Origin of the sequence: Solicola agrisoli (genome assembly GCF_049059935.1) — a bacterium.
In the GTDB taxonomy this organism is placed as follows: Bacteria; Actinomycetota; Actinomycetes; order Propionibacteriales; family Nocardioidaceae; genus JAURVT01.
On sequence record NZ_JBMGQR010000031.1, the window covers coordinates 1 to 13,909 of the forward strand.

A 13,909-nucleotide genomic window follows, 5' to 3' on the forward strand; every position below is an offset into this window, starting at 1 on the left:
CTTCGCCGACCCGATGACCCTGCTCTCGGCACCCGAGCAGGACGCCCGGATCGTCGAGCTCATGGGCGGCGCGGAGTCCACCGTCGCCTCGTCGTGGCCCGCGCGACTGCGTCCGGCGCTGCGCACCCACGGGTTCGCCCGCGAGCTGCAGGCGTTCTTCGCCCGCGCCCGCGCGCACGGCCTCGACCCCGAGCAGGTCCGTGCGCTGGCCGAGCGGCAGGAGCGTCCCGACTGGCAGGTCGCAGCGGCGTTCCACGAGGAGGTGCTGCAGGTGCTCGACGCGCAGAACCTGCTCGACTACGCCGAGCTGGTGCACCGCGCGCGGCTGCTGGCCACCGACCCCGTGACCGGCCCGGCGCTGGCCCGCCGGTTCGACCTCGTGGTGGTCGACGAGTACCAGGACACCGACCCGGCGCAGGTCGCGCTGCTGCGCGCGCTCGTCGCGGGCGGTCGCGACCTCGTCGCCGTCGGCGACCCCGACCAGTCCATCTACGCGTTCCGCGGCGCCGAGGTGGGCGGCATCTGGTCCTTCGCCCACGACTTCGCCACCGCGGCCGGGCCGGCCCCCACGCTCTCGCTCACCACGGCGCGACGCTTCGGCCCCGCCATCGCCGCGGCCACCCGGTCGATCGTGGCCGGGCTCGGCGCCACCGGCGGTGTCGACGCCGCCACGTTCGCCGCGTTCCGCGCGCCCACTCCGTCGGCCGCCGAGCCGGGCGAGGTGGTCGTCCAGACGTTCCGCACGCCCGCGGCCGAGGCCGACCACGTCGCCACCCTGCTGCGCCGCGCCCACCTCGACGACGGCGTGCCGTGGAGCGAGATGGCCGTCCTCGTGCGCTCGGCGTCGCTGTCGGTGCCGCGCCTGCAGCGCTCGCTCGCCGCCGCGGGCGTGCCGGTCGAGATCGCGGGCGACGAGGTGCCGCTGCGGTCCGAGCCGGCCGTCGCGCCGCTGCTGCTCGGTCTCAGGCTCGCCGCCCGGCTCGCCCGCCGTCCCGACCGCGCCGAGGTCGCGCCGCTCGACCCCTCCGAGGTCGTCGACTTCCTCACCGGGCCGCTCGGTCGACTCGACGCCACCGCCCTGCGTCGCCTGGGCCGCACCCTGCGCCGCATCGACGCCGCGGCCGACGAGCGCACCGTCGCGCGGCCGTCGGCCGAGCTGCTCGCCGAGGCGCTGGCCGAGCCCCTGGCGTTCGCCCTCGCGGTCGACGCCGGGGGTGGACAGCCCGCCGAGCGCGCCCGCGAGGCAGCCACCCGGCTGCACGCCGCCAAGGCCCTCGTCGAGGCGCACGAGCCGCCCGAGCAGGTGCTGTGGAGCCTCTGGGACGCCAGCGCGTGGGCCCGTCGCCTCCGCGCGCAGGCCGACCACGGCGGCGACGACGCCCGCGCGGCCCACCGCGACCTCGACGCCGTCTGCGCGCTGTTCTCCGTGGCGGCACGAGCCGACGAGCAGCGGCGGCGTCGTGGCGTCGAGGCGTTCCTCGACGAGGTCGGCGCCCAGCAGATCCCGGCCGACACCCTCGCCGACCGCGGCGTCCGACGCGAGGCCGTGCGCCTGATGACGGCCCACCGCTCCAAGGGCCTGGAGTGGTCGCTGGTCGTCGTCGCCGGCGTCCAGGAGGAGGTGTGGCCCGACGTCCGGCACCGCGGCTCGCTGCTCCAGCCCGAGCGGCTCGTGTCGGTCGGCGGCGTCGCCGACACCGTCGTGGCACCCGGCCACCTCGCCCGGCTGGCCGAGGAGCGCCGGCTGTTCTACGTCGCCTGCACCCGCGCCCGTGCGCGTCTGGTGGTCACCGCGGTCGAGAGCGCCGCCGACGACGGCCAGCAGCCGTCCCGGTTCCTGCTCGAGCTGCGCCGCCACGCCACCGTCCCGCCCGGGCCGCCCCTCGCGCGTCCCGAGCGACCGCTGTCGCTGCGCGGGGTGGTGGCCGAGCTGAGGTCCCTGGCCGAGGGCTCGCCCGACGCCGACGTCCGCGACGCGGCGGCCGCCCGCCTCGCCGTGCTCGCCGCCAGCGGCCACGAGGGCGCGGCCGCCGCGCGTCCCTCCCGCTGGTGGGGCGTCCGCGACGTCACGCGCTCCGAGGTGCCCGTGCGGCCCGCCGACGAGCCGCTGCAGCTGTCGGGCAGCGCGCTCGACGGGCTCGTCGGCTGCCCGCTGTCGTGGTTCCTGCGGCACGAGGCCAAGGGGGAGTCCGCCAGCAGCTCGGCCCAGGGCTTCGGCCTGCTCGTCCACGCGCTCGCCGCCGACCTCGTCCGCGGCGACCGCGAGGCCGACGCCACCACCCTCGCCGCCCACCTCGAGACGGTGTGGGACGCGATGGCGTTCCAGGCGCCCTGGGTCTCGGTGCGCGAGCGCCGCGAGGCGGTCCTGGCCGTGCAGCGCCTCGTCGAGTGGCACCGGGCCCAGGACGGCCGCACCCCGGTCGCGGCGGAGCTCTCGTTCGAGGTGAGCATCCCTGTGGGCGACGACACCGTCGTGCTCCGCGGGTCGATGGACCGGGTCGAGGTCGACGTCGACGGCCTGGTGCGCGTGGTCGACTTCAAGACCGGCAAGAACAAGGTCAAGGGCGACGAGCTCGCCGCGCACCCCCAGCTCGGCGTCTACCAGGCCGCCGTCGAGCACGGCGCCGTCGACGGCGTGCTGGGCCGCCCGGCGCGGTCCGGGGGAGCCGAGCTCGTCCACCTCCGCCTGCCCGCGGGCGCCCGGCTGCCCCTGCACCCCGCGGTCCAGCCGCAGGACGGGCCCCGCGACGACGCCCCGCTCGCGGTCGTCACACAACTGTCGGAGGCCACCCGTAGCGTCCGGGACGAGGTGTTCGCGGCCACGCCGAACGACAAGGCGTGCGCCTTCTGCACCTTCAAGCCGGTCTGCCCGGCCCAGCCCGAGGGACGCACCGTCCTTCCCACCGTCTCGGAGGAACCCGCATGACCGGCACCGGCGTCCGTACCCGCCTGCTGCGCGACGTCGACCACCTGTGCCGCGTGCTCGGCGTCCGGTTCAGCGACGAGCAGCTCGCGGCCATCACGGCTCCCAAGGACGCGCCGTGCGTCGTGGTCGCCGGTGCCGGTTCGGGCAAGACCACCGTCATGGCGGCCCGCGTCGTCTGGCTGGTCGGCCGCGGCGAGGTCGCCCCGGGGTCGGTGCTCGGCCTGACCTTCACCACCAAGGCCGCCGCCGAGCTCGCCCAGCGCGTCCGGGGCGCGCTCGAGCTGCTCGCCGACGACGCCGGCATCGCCGACTTCCTCGACGAGGCGGGCTCGCCCACGGTCTCGACCTACCACGCCTACGCGGGCACCCTGATCGCCGAGTTCGGACCGCTGCTGGGCTACGAGCCCGATCTCCAGGTCGTCTCCGACGCGTCGCGGCACCAGCGCGCGATCCGTGCCGTCACCTCGCACCGCGGGCGCGTCGAGCACCTCACCACGCACGTCCCCACCCTCGTCTCCGACGTCCTCGCCCTCGACGGCCAGATGGCCGACCACCTCGTCGACCCCGAGGTCGTCCGCGCCTGGGGCCGCGAGCTGCGCGCCCACCTCGCCGGGCTCGACGAGCCGGTCAAGGACGTCCCCGACGTCGTCGCGGCGTCGCACAAGCGCGACGAGCTGCTGACGTTCGTCGAGCTCTACCGCCAGGCCAAGGCCCAGGCCGGCGTCGTCGACTTCTCCGACCAGATGGCCTGGGGTGCGCGGCTCGCGCTGTCGTGCCCGGAGGTGTCCAGCGCCCAGCGCGAGCGCTACGAGGTCGTGCTGCTCGACGAGTACCAGGACACCTCGGTGGCCCAGCGCGACATGCTCCAGGGACTGTTCTCCGGCGCCGACGTCGCCCGCGGACGCGGGCACAGCGTCACCGCCGTCGGCGACCCGTGCCAGGGCATCTACGGCTGGCGCGGCGCCGCGGCCGACAACCTCACCGGCTTCCTCGACGACTTCCCGGCCGCCGACGGCGCCACCGGGGCGGCGCACGGGCTGCGGGTCAACCGCCGCTGCGCCGCCGAGGTCCTCGACGTCGCCAACACCCTCGCCGCCCCCTACTACGCCACGTCCGAGCACGTGCAGCCGCTCGTCGCGCCGCCCGAGGCCGCCACCGGCACCGTCCGCGCCGCCCTGCTGCCGACCGTCGCCGACGAGGTGGAGTGGGTGGCCGACCAGGTCGCCGCGCTGCCCGAGCCCGACGGCGACGGGCCCCGCTGGTCGCGTGCCGCCGTGCTGGTGCGCGAGAAGTCCGAGATCGCCTCGCTGGTCGCCGCGCTGCGGGCGCGACGGATCCCCGTCGAGGTGGTCGGCCTGGCCGGTCTCCTGCGCACCCCCGAGGTGCAGGACGTCCGTGCCACCCTCGACGTCCTCGGCGACGTCTGCGCCAACGGCTCGCTGCTGCGCCTGCTCACCGGCCCGCGCTTCAACCTCGGCCCGCGCGACCTCGCACTCCTCGGCCGCCGCGCCCGTCAGCTCGCCGGCGGCGGGGCGCCGGCCGGCGACGAGGACCTTGCCACCACGATGCTCCGAGCGGTCCAGGGACAGGACCCGTCCGAGGTGCTCGCGCTGTACGAGGCCGTCGACGACCCGGGCCAGACGGGCTACTCGGCCGAGGCCGCCGAGCGCGTCTCCGAGCTGGCCTCGCTGCTGCGCGGCCTGCGTCGGCACGTCGGCGAGCCCTTGGCCGACCTCACCCGCCGGGTGGTCACCGCGCTCGACCTCGACGTCGAGCTCGGGGCCCGCGGGGGACCGACGGGCGAGGTCGCCCGCGACAACCTGTCCGCGTTCGTCGACGTCGTGGGGGAGTTCCAGGCCCGCGAGCCCGGCGCGTCCCTGGGTGCCCTGCTGGCCTACCTGCGCGCCGAGGACGACTACGAGGACGGGCTCGAGGTCGCCACGCCGTCGGCCGACGACTCGGTCAAGGTGCTCACCGCCCACAAGGCCAAGGGCCTGGAGTGGGACGTCGTCCTCGTGCCGTTCCTGTCCGAGCAGGTCTTCCCCTCGGCCAAGGCCCGGCCGCGCTGGACCCGCACCGCGTCCGAGCTGCCCGCGGCACTGCGCGGCGACGCCCACCTGCAGCCCGACGTCCACGAGTGGACCCGCGCGGGCATCGACGCCTACCACCAGGAGGGGCGCGACGACGCCGCCATGGAGGAGCTGCGCCTGGGGTACGTCGCGTTCACCCGGGCGCGCCACGAGCTCGTGGTCTCCGGCCACGTCTGGGGTCGTACCCAGGTCAAGCCGCGCGGACCGTCGGCCTACCTCACCACCGTCCGGCAGTGGCTGCGCCACCGCGGGCGCGACGCCGAGCGCTGGGCCGAGACGCCTGCGGTGGGCACCCCCAACCCGCTCGCGGCCGAGGCCGAGGCGGTCAGCTGGCCGTCCTCGCCGCACGGCCCGTGGCTCGACCGCCGGCGCGCGGCCGCCGAGGCCGTGGCGGCGCACGTCGGGTCCGGCGTCGAGCCGGCCGCGCTCCCCGAACCCGACCGACGGCTCGCCGACAGCGCCGACGCGTGGCGACGGCTCGAGCAGATCGACGCCGACCTGCCCCGCCTCCTCGCCGAGGCGGCCGACGCCGAGGCCGACGTCGTGGAGGTGCCGCTGCCCGCGTCGCTGTCCACCACCGCGCTGATGCGCCTGCGACGCGACGAGAAGGGCTTCGTGCGCGACCTCGTCCGTCCGATGCCGCGCCCCCCGGCGGCGTCGGCGCGTTTCGGCACCCGGTTCCACGCCTGGATCGAGGCCCACCTGGGCCAGCAGCTCCTGCTCGACGAGGGCGACCTGCCCGGCCGGCACCACCAGGACATCGAGGACGAGGCCGAGCTCGCCGCGCTCACCGAGGCGTTCGCCGCGGGCCCGTACGGCTCGCGCGACCCCTTCGCCGTCGAGGTGCCGTTCTCGACCTGGATCGGCGACCGCCAGGTGGTCGGCCGCATCGACGCGGTCTACGAGGGGCCGGACGGCTGGGAGGTCGTCGACTGGAAGACCAGCCGTCGGGCCGATGCCGACCCGTGGCAGCTGGCGGTCTACCGCCTGGCCTGGGCCGAGGCGCAGGGCGTGGACCCGGGCGACGTCGACGCCGCCTTCTACTACGTGCGGCGCGACGAGGTCGTCCGGCCCGCGGGCCTGCCAGGCCGCGCGGAGCTCGAGGCCGTGCTGTCCGACACCGGCCGGGGCGGCACGCCCTGAGCCCCCGGCATACCCTCGGGGGCGTGCCCGACCGCGTGACGCCGCCCCTGTTCACCTTCGCGAACGACTGGCACGACCGTGCGTCCGAGGCGCGCAAGGACGTCGCCGAGATGGACCGACGCTGGGAGCACGCGAGCGTGCTCGTCGTGGCCGGCGAGCACGTCGCCACCGATGGTGACGACCTCGCGTGGCGTCCGTCGGCCGACGTCGACGCCGTCGGCGACCGGATCTACCTCGGCCGCGCCGACGACGGCACCGAGCGCTTCGCGGTGGTGGTCGACGAGGTGCCGCAGGAGCTGGCACCGCAGAGCCTGCGGATGCTCGCGCCCGTGCTGGGGGCCGTGGACGCGGGCCTCGCCGCGCACGCCGTGGGCGTCGCCCAGTGGCACCGCACGCACCCCCACTGCAGCCGGTGCGGTGCGCGCACCGAGGCCGCCGAGGCCGGGCACGTGCGCCGCTGCCCGGTCTGCGGAGCCACGCACTTCCCGCGCAGCGACCCCGCCGTCATCATGCTCGTCACCGACGCCGAGGACCGCGCGCTGCTCGGCCACCAGGCCGCCTGGCCCGACGGCCGGTATTCCACGCTGGCCGGCTTCGTCGAGCCGGGGGAGTCGCTCGAGGACGCCGTGCGCCGCGAGATCGCCGAGGAGACGGGCGTCGGAGTCGGCGAGGTGGTCTACGCCGGCAGCCAGCCCTGGCCGTTCCCGGCCAGCCTGATGCTCGGCTACTACGCGGTCGCCGACGCCTTCGACATCAACGTCGACGGCGTCGAGATCGCCGAGGCACGCTGGTTCTCGCGCCACGACCTCGCCGCCGCCTGCGTGGACGGCTCGGTCGTCCTGCCCGGCCGGCTGTCGATCTCGCGCTGGCTCATCGAGGGCTGGTACGGCGGCGAGCTCCCCAGCGAGTGGGCCTGAGGCCCCCCGCATCCCCGTGGGCGGCGTTGCTCGTCACTCGACGAGCGAACCCAGCTCGTCTTCGTGACGGCGCCTTGCCCACGTGGCGCGGGACGCCTCAGGACGTCGCGTCAGGCGCTGAGCTTCGCCTTGACCTGGGCGAGCGAGGGATTGGTCAGCGCGGAGCCGTCGGCGAACACGAGCGTGGGCACGGTCTGGTTGCCGCCGTTGGCCTGCTCGACGACGAGCGCGGCCTCGGGCTGCTGCTCGATGTCGACCTCGTCGAAGTCGGTGATGCCGTCGCGCTTGAGCTGGCCCTTCAGGCGGTGGCAGTAGCCGCACCAGGGGGTCGAGTAGAGCGTGAACTGTGCGGCCATCTGAGTGTCGCCTCCGGCGTCTAGGCTGGGATGAGCGGCCAGTCCCCTGGCCTCGTCACCGGTTCAACGCCGGCGTCCGGCGACCCTATTCCACCCCGTGAGGAGCCCATCGCGTGAGCACCGTGGCGCCCACCGCCGACGACCTCCTGGCCGCGCTCGACCCCGAGCAGCGCGAGGTCGCGCTGGCCCTGCGCGGGCCGGTCTGCGTCGTCGCCGGAGCAGGCACCGGCAAGACCCGGGCCATCACCCACCGCATCGCCTACGGCGTGGCCTCGGGCGTCTACACGCCCACCGAGGTCCTGGCGGTCACGTTCACCGCCCGCGCCGCCGGTGAGATGCGCGGACGGCTCCGCGCGCTCGGTGCCGACGGCGTGCAGGCCCGCACCTTCCACGCCGCTGCGCTGCGCCAAGCCCGCTACTTCTGGCCCCAGGTCTTCGGCGGCGACCTGCCCGAGCTGACCGCGTCCAAGCTCTCGCTGCTGGCCGAGGCCGCGCGGCGCTGCCGCGTGCGGGGCGACGGCGCCCTGCTGCGCGACCTCGCGTCCGAGGTCGAGTGGTCCAAGGTCTCCAACGTCCGCCCCGACGACTACGTCCGTCTCGCCGGGGCGGCCGGACGCTCCATCGACGCCGTCGACGCGCCCACCGTCGCGCACGTCTTCGCCGCCTACGAGGAGGTCAAGCGCGAGCGGGGACGCATGGACATGGAGGACGTCCTGCTCTGCTGCGCGGCCATCCTCGAGCAGGACGAGCGCGTGGCGGCCACCGTCCGCCGCCAGTACAAGTGGCTCGTCGTCGACGAGTACCAGGACGTCAACCCGCTCCAGGCCGCGCTGCTCGACCAGTGGCTCGGCGGCCGCGACGACCTCTGCGTGGTCGGCGACCCCCTCCAGACCATCTACTCCTTCGCCGGCGCCTCGCCCAGCCACCTGCGCGACTTCACCAAGCGCTTCCCCGGCGCGCAGCGACTCGAGCTGGTGCGCAACTACCGGTCCACCCCGCAGGTGGTGTCGGCGGCCAACCAGGTCTTCGCCAAGGGACGGCGCGAGGGCGTCGTGCTGCAGTCGCAGCAGGGGGCCGGTCCCGACGTGGCCTACGCCGGCTACGCCGACGAGGTCGCCGAGGCCGAGTCCACCGCCGCCGAGATCCTCAGGCTCCGCGACTCCGGTGTGCCGCTGAGCCAGATGGCCGTCCTGTTCCGCATCAACGCCCAGTCCGAGGCCTACGAGGAGGCACTGGCCGCGCGCCACGTCCCGTACGTCGTGCGCGGCGTCGAGCGGTTCTTCGAGCGCGCCGAGGTGCGTCAGGCCGTGACGCTGCTCCGCGGGCAGGCCCGCGCCGGCTCGCCCGGCGACGACCTCGTCGAGGAGACCACCGCCGTGCTGTCGTCGATGGGCTGGACGTCCACCGCGCCGTCGGCCGCGGGCGCCCAGCGCGACCGCTGGGAGTCCCTGCACGCCATCGTGTCCATGGCCACCGAGATGCGCGACGCCGACGCGTCCGCCGGCCTCGCCGAGCTGGTCGCCGACCTCGAGCGCCGCGCCCAGCAGTCGCACGCGCCCGTCGCCGAGGGCGTCACCCTCGCCACGCTGCACACCGCCAAGGGCCTGGAGTGGGACGCCGTGTTCTGCGTGGGCATGCACGAGGGCACCGTCCCCATCGTCTACGCGACCACGCCCGAGAAGGTCGAGGAGGAGCGCCGGCTGTTCTACGTCGGCATCACGCGCGCCCGTCGCCACCTGCGGGTCTCGTGGGCGGCCGCTCGCACGCCCGGTGGGCGCGGCAAGCGCGGCGCCAGCCGGTTCCTCGACGGCCTGCGCCCGCCCGACGCCGACGGGGGCGGGATCGCGGGTCAGCGCCCGAAGAAGCGTCGTGAGCGCACCGTGGCGCACTGCCGGGTCTGCGACGCGGTGCTGTCGTCCGGCGCCGAGCGCAAGATCGGGCGCTGCCTGGACTGCCCGGCCAGCTACGACGAGCAATTGTTCGAGGCGCTGCGCACCTGGCGCACCGAGCAGGCCACCGAGCAGAAGGTGCCCGCGTACGTGGTCTTCACCGACGCCACGCTCACCGCGATCGCCGAGGCCCGCCCGGCCGACGACCTCGCGCTGCTCAAGATCCCCGGCGTGGGCAGGACCAAGCTGGAGCGCTACGGCGAGGACGTCCTCGCGCTCTGCGTCCCGGCCGGCTGACGGGTCGTCAGGCGGCGGCCCACTCGCGCAGCACGGGTGCGCCCTCGCCGGTGAGCGCGTCCAGCCGGGCGGTCCGGCGCAGCATCGCGAGCGCCAGGTCGGCGGCGGTGCCGCGCACCTCGGGGCCTGCGCCGTGCGCCCAGCCCATGTCGGTGGCCTCCATCCGCACCGCCGGCAGGGGAGCGGCGACGAAGCCGACGCGTGCGCGCCGCGACACCAGGAACTCCAGCGACGGCAGCCAGCGCACCGCGGGACGGTCGTCGTTCAGGTCGAGGGGCACCATGACGTCCTGGGTGTGCACGAGGGCGTCGGTGTAGGGACCGAGGACCCCCACGATCGGTGGCGCCTTGCGCGCCCCGGCTTTCTCGCGCAGCAGCGCGACGAGCTCGGCCGGCGACAGCTCGGCCCGGCGGGCCGCCATCAGCACCGACAGCCGGTCGGGGTTGCCCCGGGCCCGGACCATCGTCGTCACCATCTCGAGGGTGGAGAACGTGCACGGCACCGCCAGGTGCGCGGCCATCGCGTGCACGTCCCACGCCTCGCACAGGGTCTGCGTGGCCCACTGCTCGGGCGTCAGCGACTCGAGCAGGTCGGCGATGGCGCGCCGCTCGTCGGCGAGGTCGTCCCACAGGTCCATGGGGAGCATCATCGGGCGTCCGCCCCGTCCCGTTACGGGGTGGGTCCGAAGTTTTCAAGAATGGGTCGTTAATTCGTTTGCCACCCCGCGAAGGGGGGCAGTAACGTCACGCCCATCAGCTCACTGTCGTGAGACACGCACTCACCGGAAGGAGGCGGACCCCATGGAGATCACCACCAAGACCTGGAGCCCGGCGTACGCCGTGCTGCCCGTGCGTCCGCTCCTGCCCGAGGTGTGCCTCGGCACCGGCTCGGACGTCCGTCCGGCCGGCGGCACCACGATCGCGTTCACGTCCTTCGGCAATGGCGGAGCCATGTCCAGCGACGAGCGCACCTTCGATGCCCACCAGGGTCTGTCCACCTGGGGTCCACCTGTCTAGATCGGCACGATCAGACCGGCACCCCAGGCCGCGGACCCTCACCAGAGGATCCGCGGCCTTTGTGATTTCTCGGCCCCGACAGACCACGAGCAGCCCATGACCAGCACCTGCAGCCAGCGACCAGACCGACCTCGTGGAGGAGGTGACATGAGTACCAGCGTCATCGACAGCATCCCCTCGGTGGTGGACGGCGTCCGCGACCCGGACACCGTGCCCTGCCTGCGAGAGGACCCCGAGCTGTTCTTCGCCGAGACGCCCCAGGACGTCGAGGTGGCCAAGGCCCTGTGCCTGGACTGCCCCGTGCGTCGGGAGTGCCTCGCCGGAGCCCTCGACCGGGCCGAGCCGTGGGGTGTGTGGGGTGGCGAGCTGTTCCTGCGCGGCGTGGTGATCCCACGCAAGCGTCCGCGCGGGCGCCCTCGCAAGAACCCCGTCGCCGCCTGACCTCCACCGATCCATGACCGACACGAACCAGACCTCATCGACCAGGAGCACCACCATGAACCTCATGCATGAAGAGCTCGCTCGAGCACAGAGTCTCGAGCGCCTCGAGCGGGCGCATCACGAGCGGCGCAGCGTCGAGCTGCTCCGCGCCAAGCGCCTCACCCGCCGGGCGGAGCGTGCCGCCATGCAAGCACGCCTGCACCTCGCCCGGATGATCTGACCCGATCCCGAGGCACCGACGACGACGCCCCGACCACCAGCGGTGGTCGGGGCGTCGTGCTGTCCGAGGGCGGGTCAGTCCGCGAAGCCGGGCAGGGACCGGGCGAGGATGTCGCGGAAGGGCGCCTCGGCCTCGAGCTGGCTGAGGACGCCGATGCCGCCGACCCACACGCGGTGGATTAGCAGGTACTCCGGAGGCATGTTGATCTTCATCGCGGTGCCCAGGCCGTCGCTGTCGGGACGGCTGACGCGCACGAACTGCTCGCGCATCCAGGCGCGGCTGAACCGGAACGTCTCGGTCTGCGCGGGCTCGACGAACGGCGCCAGGTAGTCGCGGATGACGTCGGCGTCGATCTTGGTGCTCTGCCTGATGAAGCCTTCGTCGCGCAGGCCCTGCACGACCGCGTCGTAGTCGTCGTCGACGGCCGCGCGGAGCAACCGGCCGGTGGCGGCGGGCAGGGCGCCCCCGGGCAGCCGGGCCACCGCGCCGTAGTCGACGACGCCGAGGCGACCGTCGGCGAGGATCCGGAAGTTGCCGGGGTGCGGGTCGGCGTGCAGCAGGCCCACCCGCTCGGGACCGGCGAACAGGAACCGCACGTAGGCCTCACCGAAGTGGTCGCGCTCCTCCTGGGTGCCGGCGTCGATCAGGGCGGCGAGCGAGCCCGAGCTCTCCAGCCAGCGCGAGACGATCACGGCGTTCGAGTGGGCGAGCACCTCGGGCACGTCGATGTCCGGGTCGCCGGCGAAGGCCTCGGCGAACTGCTGCTGGGCTTGCGCCTCGAGGTCGTAGTCGAGCTCCTCGATGATCCGGTCGCGCAGCTCCTGCACCAACGGCTTCACCTCGAGCCCGGGCGCGAGGACCGCGAACATGCGGGCGATGCGCGAGATCTGCTTGAGGTCGGACTCCAGGGCCCGTGCGGCGCCGGGGTACTGGACCTTGACGGCCACCTCGCGGCCGTCGTGCCAGCGGGCTCGGTGCACCTGTCCGATCGACGCGGCCGCAGCCGGCACGTCGTCGAAGCGCTCGAACTTGTCGCGCCAGTCCTCACCCAGCTCGCGGGCGAGGACGCGGTGGACGGCGCGCCCGCTCATCGGCGGCGCGGAGTCCTGCAGCTTGCGCAGCGTCTCGCGGTAGGGCTTGGCGACCTCCTCGGGCAGGGCCGACTCGAACACGCTCATCGCCTGCCCGAACTTCATGGCGCCGCCCTTGAGCTCGCCGAGCACGCTGAAGATCTGCTCGGCGGTGCGCCGCTGCACCTCGGTCAGGACGGCGTCGGCTGGACGTCCGGCGATCCGGCGGCCGAGGCCCATCGTGGTGCGTCCGGCGAACCCGATCGGCAGGCTCGCGAGCCGGGCGGTCCGTCGGACCGCACCACCGGGGAAGGCTGAGCGGTCCTGGTCCTCGTCCTGGCGGTCCCGATCGGTCATGCCTCCATTGTCGCGGTCGGGCGGTGACCTGGCCGAATGAGCCCACGGCAGTCGCAGCGTGGGTGGAACCCCAGCGGCACGTACTCGTGGTCCCACGGGCCCGGCCCCACGGTCAGCATCGCCGACAGGGTGCTGGGCGGGTCGCCGTCGACGTGGGCGAGCACCTCGGCCGCGACCGCGGCGGCGACGATCGGTGCGGTGACGGCCGAGAGGCCGTCGGGCCCGTGCTCGGGCGGCCCGCACACCGGCTGGTCGAGCTGGGCGAGCAGCGCCGGCCAGGCGGGGTCCCAGGCGGCACGGTCGGCGTCGGCGCACCCCAGGCAGGGCGAGCGGCCGGGGACGACGAACGGCCCGAGCTGGGCCCGACCCTGCTCGAGGAAGACGGGCAGGTGGTCGACGCCCGCGTGCTGCAGCACCTCGAAGGGCTCGCGTGGGCTCGGACGGTCGCTCAGCACGACGACCAGCGTCGTGCCGTCGTGGCGCGACGTGCCGCAGGGGACGGCGGCGGTGCCGAGGACGTCGACGAGGTGTCCGGCGAGGGTCGCCAGCCCGGGGCCCGCGCTCACCTCCACGCGCGAGGCGGCCCGCCTGGCGAGCCTCCGCGCGCCGTCGTCGGGGCCGACGCCACGGCACGCGAGGTGGGCCGCCTCGGCTCGAGCCGGCGGGGGAGCGACCTCCCACTGGTCGGCGTCGACGAGGACCCCGGCCGCGCACAGCTCGTGCACCACGTCGTCGACCTCGCGGGCCAGGGACGGCGCGTGCCGGGCGGCGTCGACGCGCAGGGCGTCGAGGTCGCGCACCCCGTCCATCAGCCTGACCAGCTCGACCAGCCCCGGCGCGTCGCGCAGGACGTGGGCGTGGCGCGGCGTCGTGCCGACCTGCAGGTGGGTGGCGTCGCGGCGCAGCACGACGGAACCGGGGCGGAGCACGGGGCGCATGGCGGACCTCCGGTGGACGGCCGCGGGCCGGACGCCCGCGGTCTCCCAGCGTGCACCGGGACCGAGGGCTCCGGGCGGTCGTCCACAGGGCAATCGCGGGGGCGGTCGGGAACGCAACGGACCCCCGGGGCCAGGAGCGCCTGCCTTCCCCTTGCGGACGCTCCCGGCCACCGAGGGCCTCGTGTGCGACGACCGTATGCCGGGGCCCTGAGGGCCGTCAACCGGTTCGCGGCGCTCCTTGTCCACCCC

11 protein-coding genes are annotated in these 13,909 nt (G+C 74.8%); 7 read left to right on the forward strand and 4 right to left on the reverse strand.

All coding sequences use genetic code 11. The annotated features are described in order from the left end of the window. The 3 genes from ACI6PP_RS12355 to nudC form a co-directional block, all read left to right on the forward strand. A partial coding sequence (locus ACI6PP_RS12355) for an ATP-dependent helicase (protein ID WP_421111892.1) occupies positions 1 to 2,926 on the forward strand: 2,926 nt, incomplete at its 5' end. Further along, positions 2,923 to 6,159: a UvrD-helicase domain-containing protein gene (locus tag ACI6PP_RS12360; RefSeq protein ID WP_421111893.1), complete on the forward strand. Its 3,237-nt coding sequence runs from the start codon at positions 2,923 to 2,925 to the stop codon at positions 6,157 to 6,159. The genes ACI6PP_RS12355 and ACI6PP_RS12360, both read left to right, overlap by 4 nt. Before the next feature lie 23 nt (positions 6,160 to 6,182). After that, the gene (nudC, locus tag ACI6PP_RS12365; protein WP_421111894.1) at positions 6,183 to 7,076 is read left to right on the forward strand and encodes an NAD(+) diphosphatase; all 894 of its coding nucleotides are present in this window, start codon (positions 6,183 to 6,185) and stop codon (positions 7,074 to 7,076) included. Between the two features lie 110 nt (positions 7,077 to 7,186). Here nudC and ACI6PP_RS12370 read toward each other — a convergent pair whose 3' ends face one another. Then, positions 7,187 to 7,432, reverse strand: a complete 246-nt coding sequence (locus ACI6PP_RS12370) for a mycoredoxin (protein ID WP_421111895.1) — start codon at positions 7,430 to 7,432, stop codon at positions 7,187 to 7,189. Positions 7,433 to 7,545: 113 nt separating this feature from the next. Between ACI6PP_RS12370 and ACI6PP_RS12375 the strand changes: the two genes are divergently transcribed. Next, complete coding sequence (locus ACI6PP_RS12375) at positions 7,546 to 9,618, forward strand: ATP-dependent DNA helicase UvrD2 (protein WP_421111896.1); 2,073 nt, start codon at positions 7,546 to 7,548, stop codon at positions 9,616 to 9,618. Between the two features lie 7 nt (positions 9,619 to 9,625). Here ACI6PP_RS12375 and ACI6PP_RS12380 read toward each other — a convergent pair whose 3' ends face one another. Continuing rightward, the gene (locus ACI6PP_RS12380; protein ID WP_421111897.1) at positions 9,626 to 10,255 is read right to left on the reverse strand and encodes a maleylpyruvate isomerase family mycothiol-dependent enzyme; all 630 of its coding nucleotides are present in this window, start codon (positions 10,253 to 10,255) and stop codon (positions 9,626 to 9,628) included. 163 nt (positions 10,256 to 10,418) lie between these two features. Between ACI6PP_RS12380 and ACI6PP_RS12385 the strand changes: the two genes are divergently transcribed. The 3 genes from ACI6PP_RS12385 (at position 10,419) to ACI6PP_RS12395 (ending at position 11,295) form a co-directional block, all read left to right on the forward strand. Beyond that, a complete protein-coding gene (locus ACI6PP_RS12385; protein WP_421111898.1) occupies positions 10,419 to 10,634 on the forward strand; it encodes a hypothetical protein in 216 nt (71 codons plus the stop codon). Between the two features lie 147 nt (positions 10,635 to 10,781). Next, positions 10,782 to 11,075 (forward strand): WhiB family transcriptional regulator, encoded by a 294-nt coding sequence (locus ACI6PP_RS12390; protein ID WP_421111899.1) that lies wholly within the window; start codon positions 10,782 to 10,784, stop codon positions 11,073 to 11,075. Positions 11,076 to 11,088: 13 nt separating this feature from the next. After that, entirely contained in the window at positions 11,089 to 11,295 is a 207-nt protein-coding gene (locus tag ACI6PP_RS12395) for a hypothetical protein (protein ID WP_421111900.1), read from the forward strand. Between the two features lie 74 nt (positions 11,296 to 11,369). Here the strand turns inward: ACI6PP_RS12395 and ACI6PP_RS12400 are convergent, their stop codons facing one another. Together ACI6PP_RS12400 and ACI6PP_RS12405 are read right to left on the reverse strand one after the other, a co-directional pair. Next, positions 11,370 to 12,722, reverse strand: a complete 1,353-nt coding sequence (locus ACI6PP_RS12400) for an ABC1 kinase family protein (RefSeq protein WP_421111901.1) — start codon at positions 12,720 to 12,722, stop codon at positions 11,370 to 11,372. Then, positions 12,719 to 13,660, reverse strand: a complete 942-nt coding sequence (locus ACI6PP_RS12405) for a hypothetical protein (RefSeq protein ID WP_421111902.1) — start codon at positions 13,658 to 13,660, stop codon at positions 12,719 to 12,721. Before ACI6PP_RS12405 ends, ACI6PP_RS12400 begins: the two co-directional genes overlap by 4 nt. Between the last annotated feature and the right edge of the window lie 249 nt (positions 13,661 to 13,909).

What these genes read in the sequence shown, in the direction of transcription:
- ACI6PP_RS12385 (WP_421111898.1), top strand. Translation starts at nt 10,419, where the DNA reads ATGGAGATCACCACCAAGACCTGGAGCCCGGCGTACGCCGTGCTGCCC.
- ACI6PP_RS12360 (WP_421111893.1), top strand. Translation starts at nt 2,923, where the DNA reads ATGACCGGCACCGGCGTCCGTACCCGCCTGCTGCGCGACGTCGACCAC.
- ACI6PP_RS12380 (WP_421111897.1), bottom strand. Translation starts at nt 10,255, where the DNA reads ATGGACCTGTGGGACGACCTCGCCGACGAGCGGCGCGCCATCGCCGAC.
- ACI6PP_RS12400 (WP_421111901.1), bottom strand. Translation starts at nt 12,722, where the DNA reads ATGACCGATCGGGACCGCCAGGACGAGGACCAGGACCGCTCAGCCTTC.
- ACI6PP_RS12395 (WP_421111900.1), top strand. Translation starts at nt 11,089, where the DNA reads ATGACCGACACGAACCAGACCTCATCGACCAGGAGCACCACCATGAAC.
- ACI6PP_RS12405 (WP_421111902.1), bottom strand. Translation starts at nt 13,660, where the DNA reads ATGCGCCCCGTGCTCCGCCCCGGTTCCGTCGTGCTGCGCCGCGACGCC.
- ACI6PP_RS12390 (WP_421111899.1), top strand. Translation starts at nt 10,782, where the DNA reads ATGAGTACCAGCGTCATCGACAGCATCCCCTCGGTGGTGGACGGCGTC.
- ACI6PP_RS12370 (WP_421111895.1), bottom strand. Translation starts at nt 7,432, where the DNA reads ATGGCCGCACAGTTCACGCTCTACTCGACCCCCTGGTGCGGCTACTGC.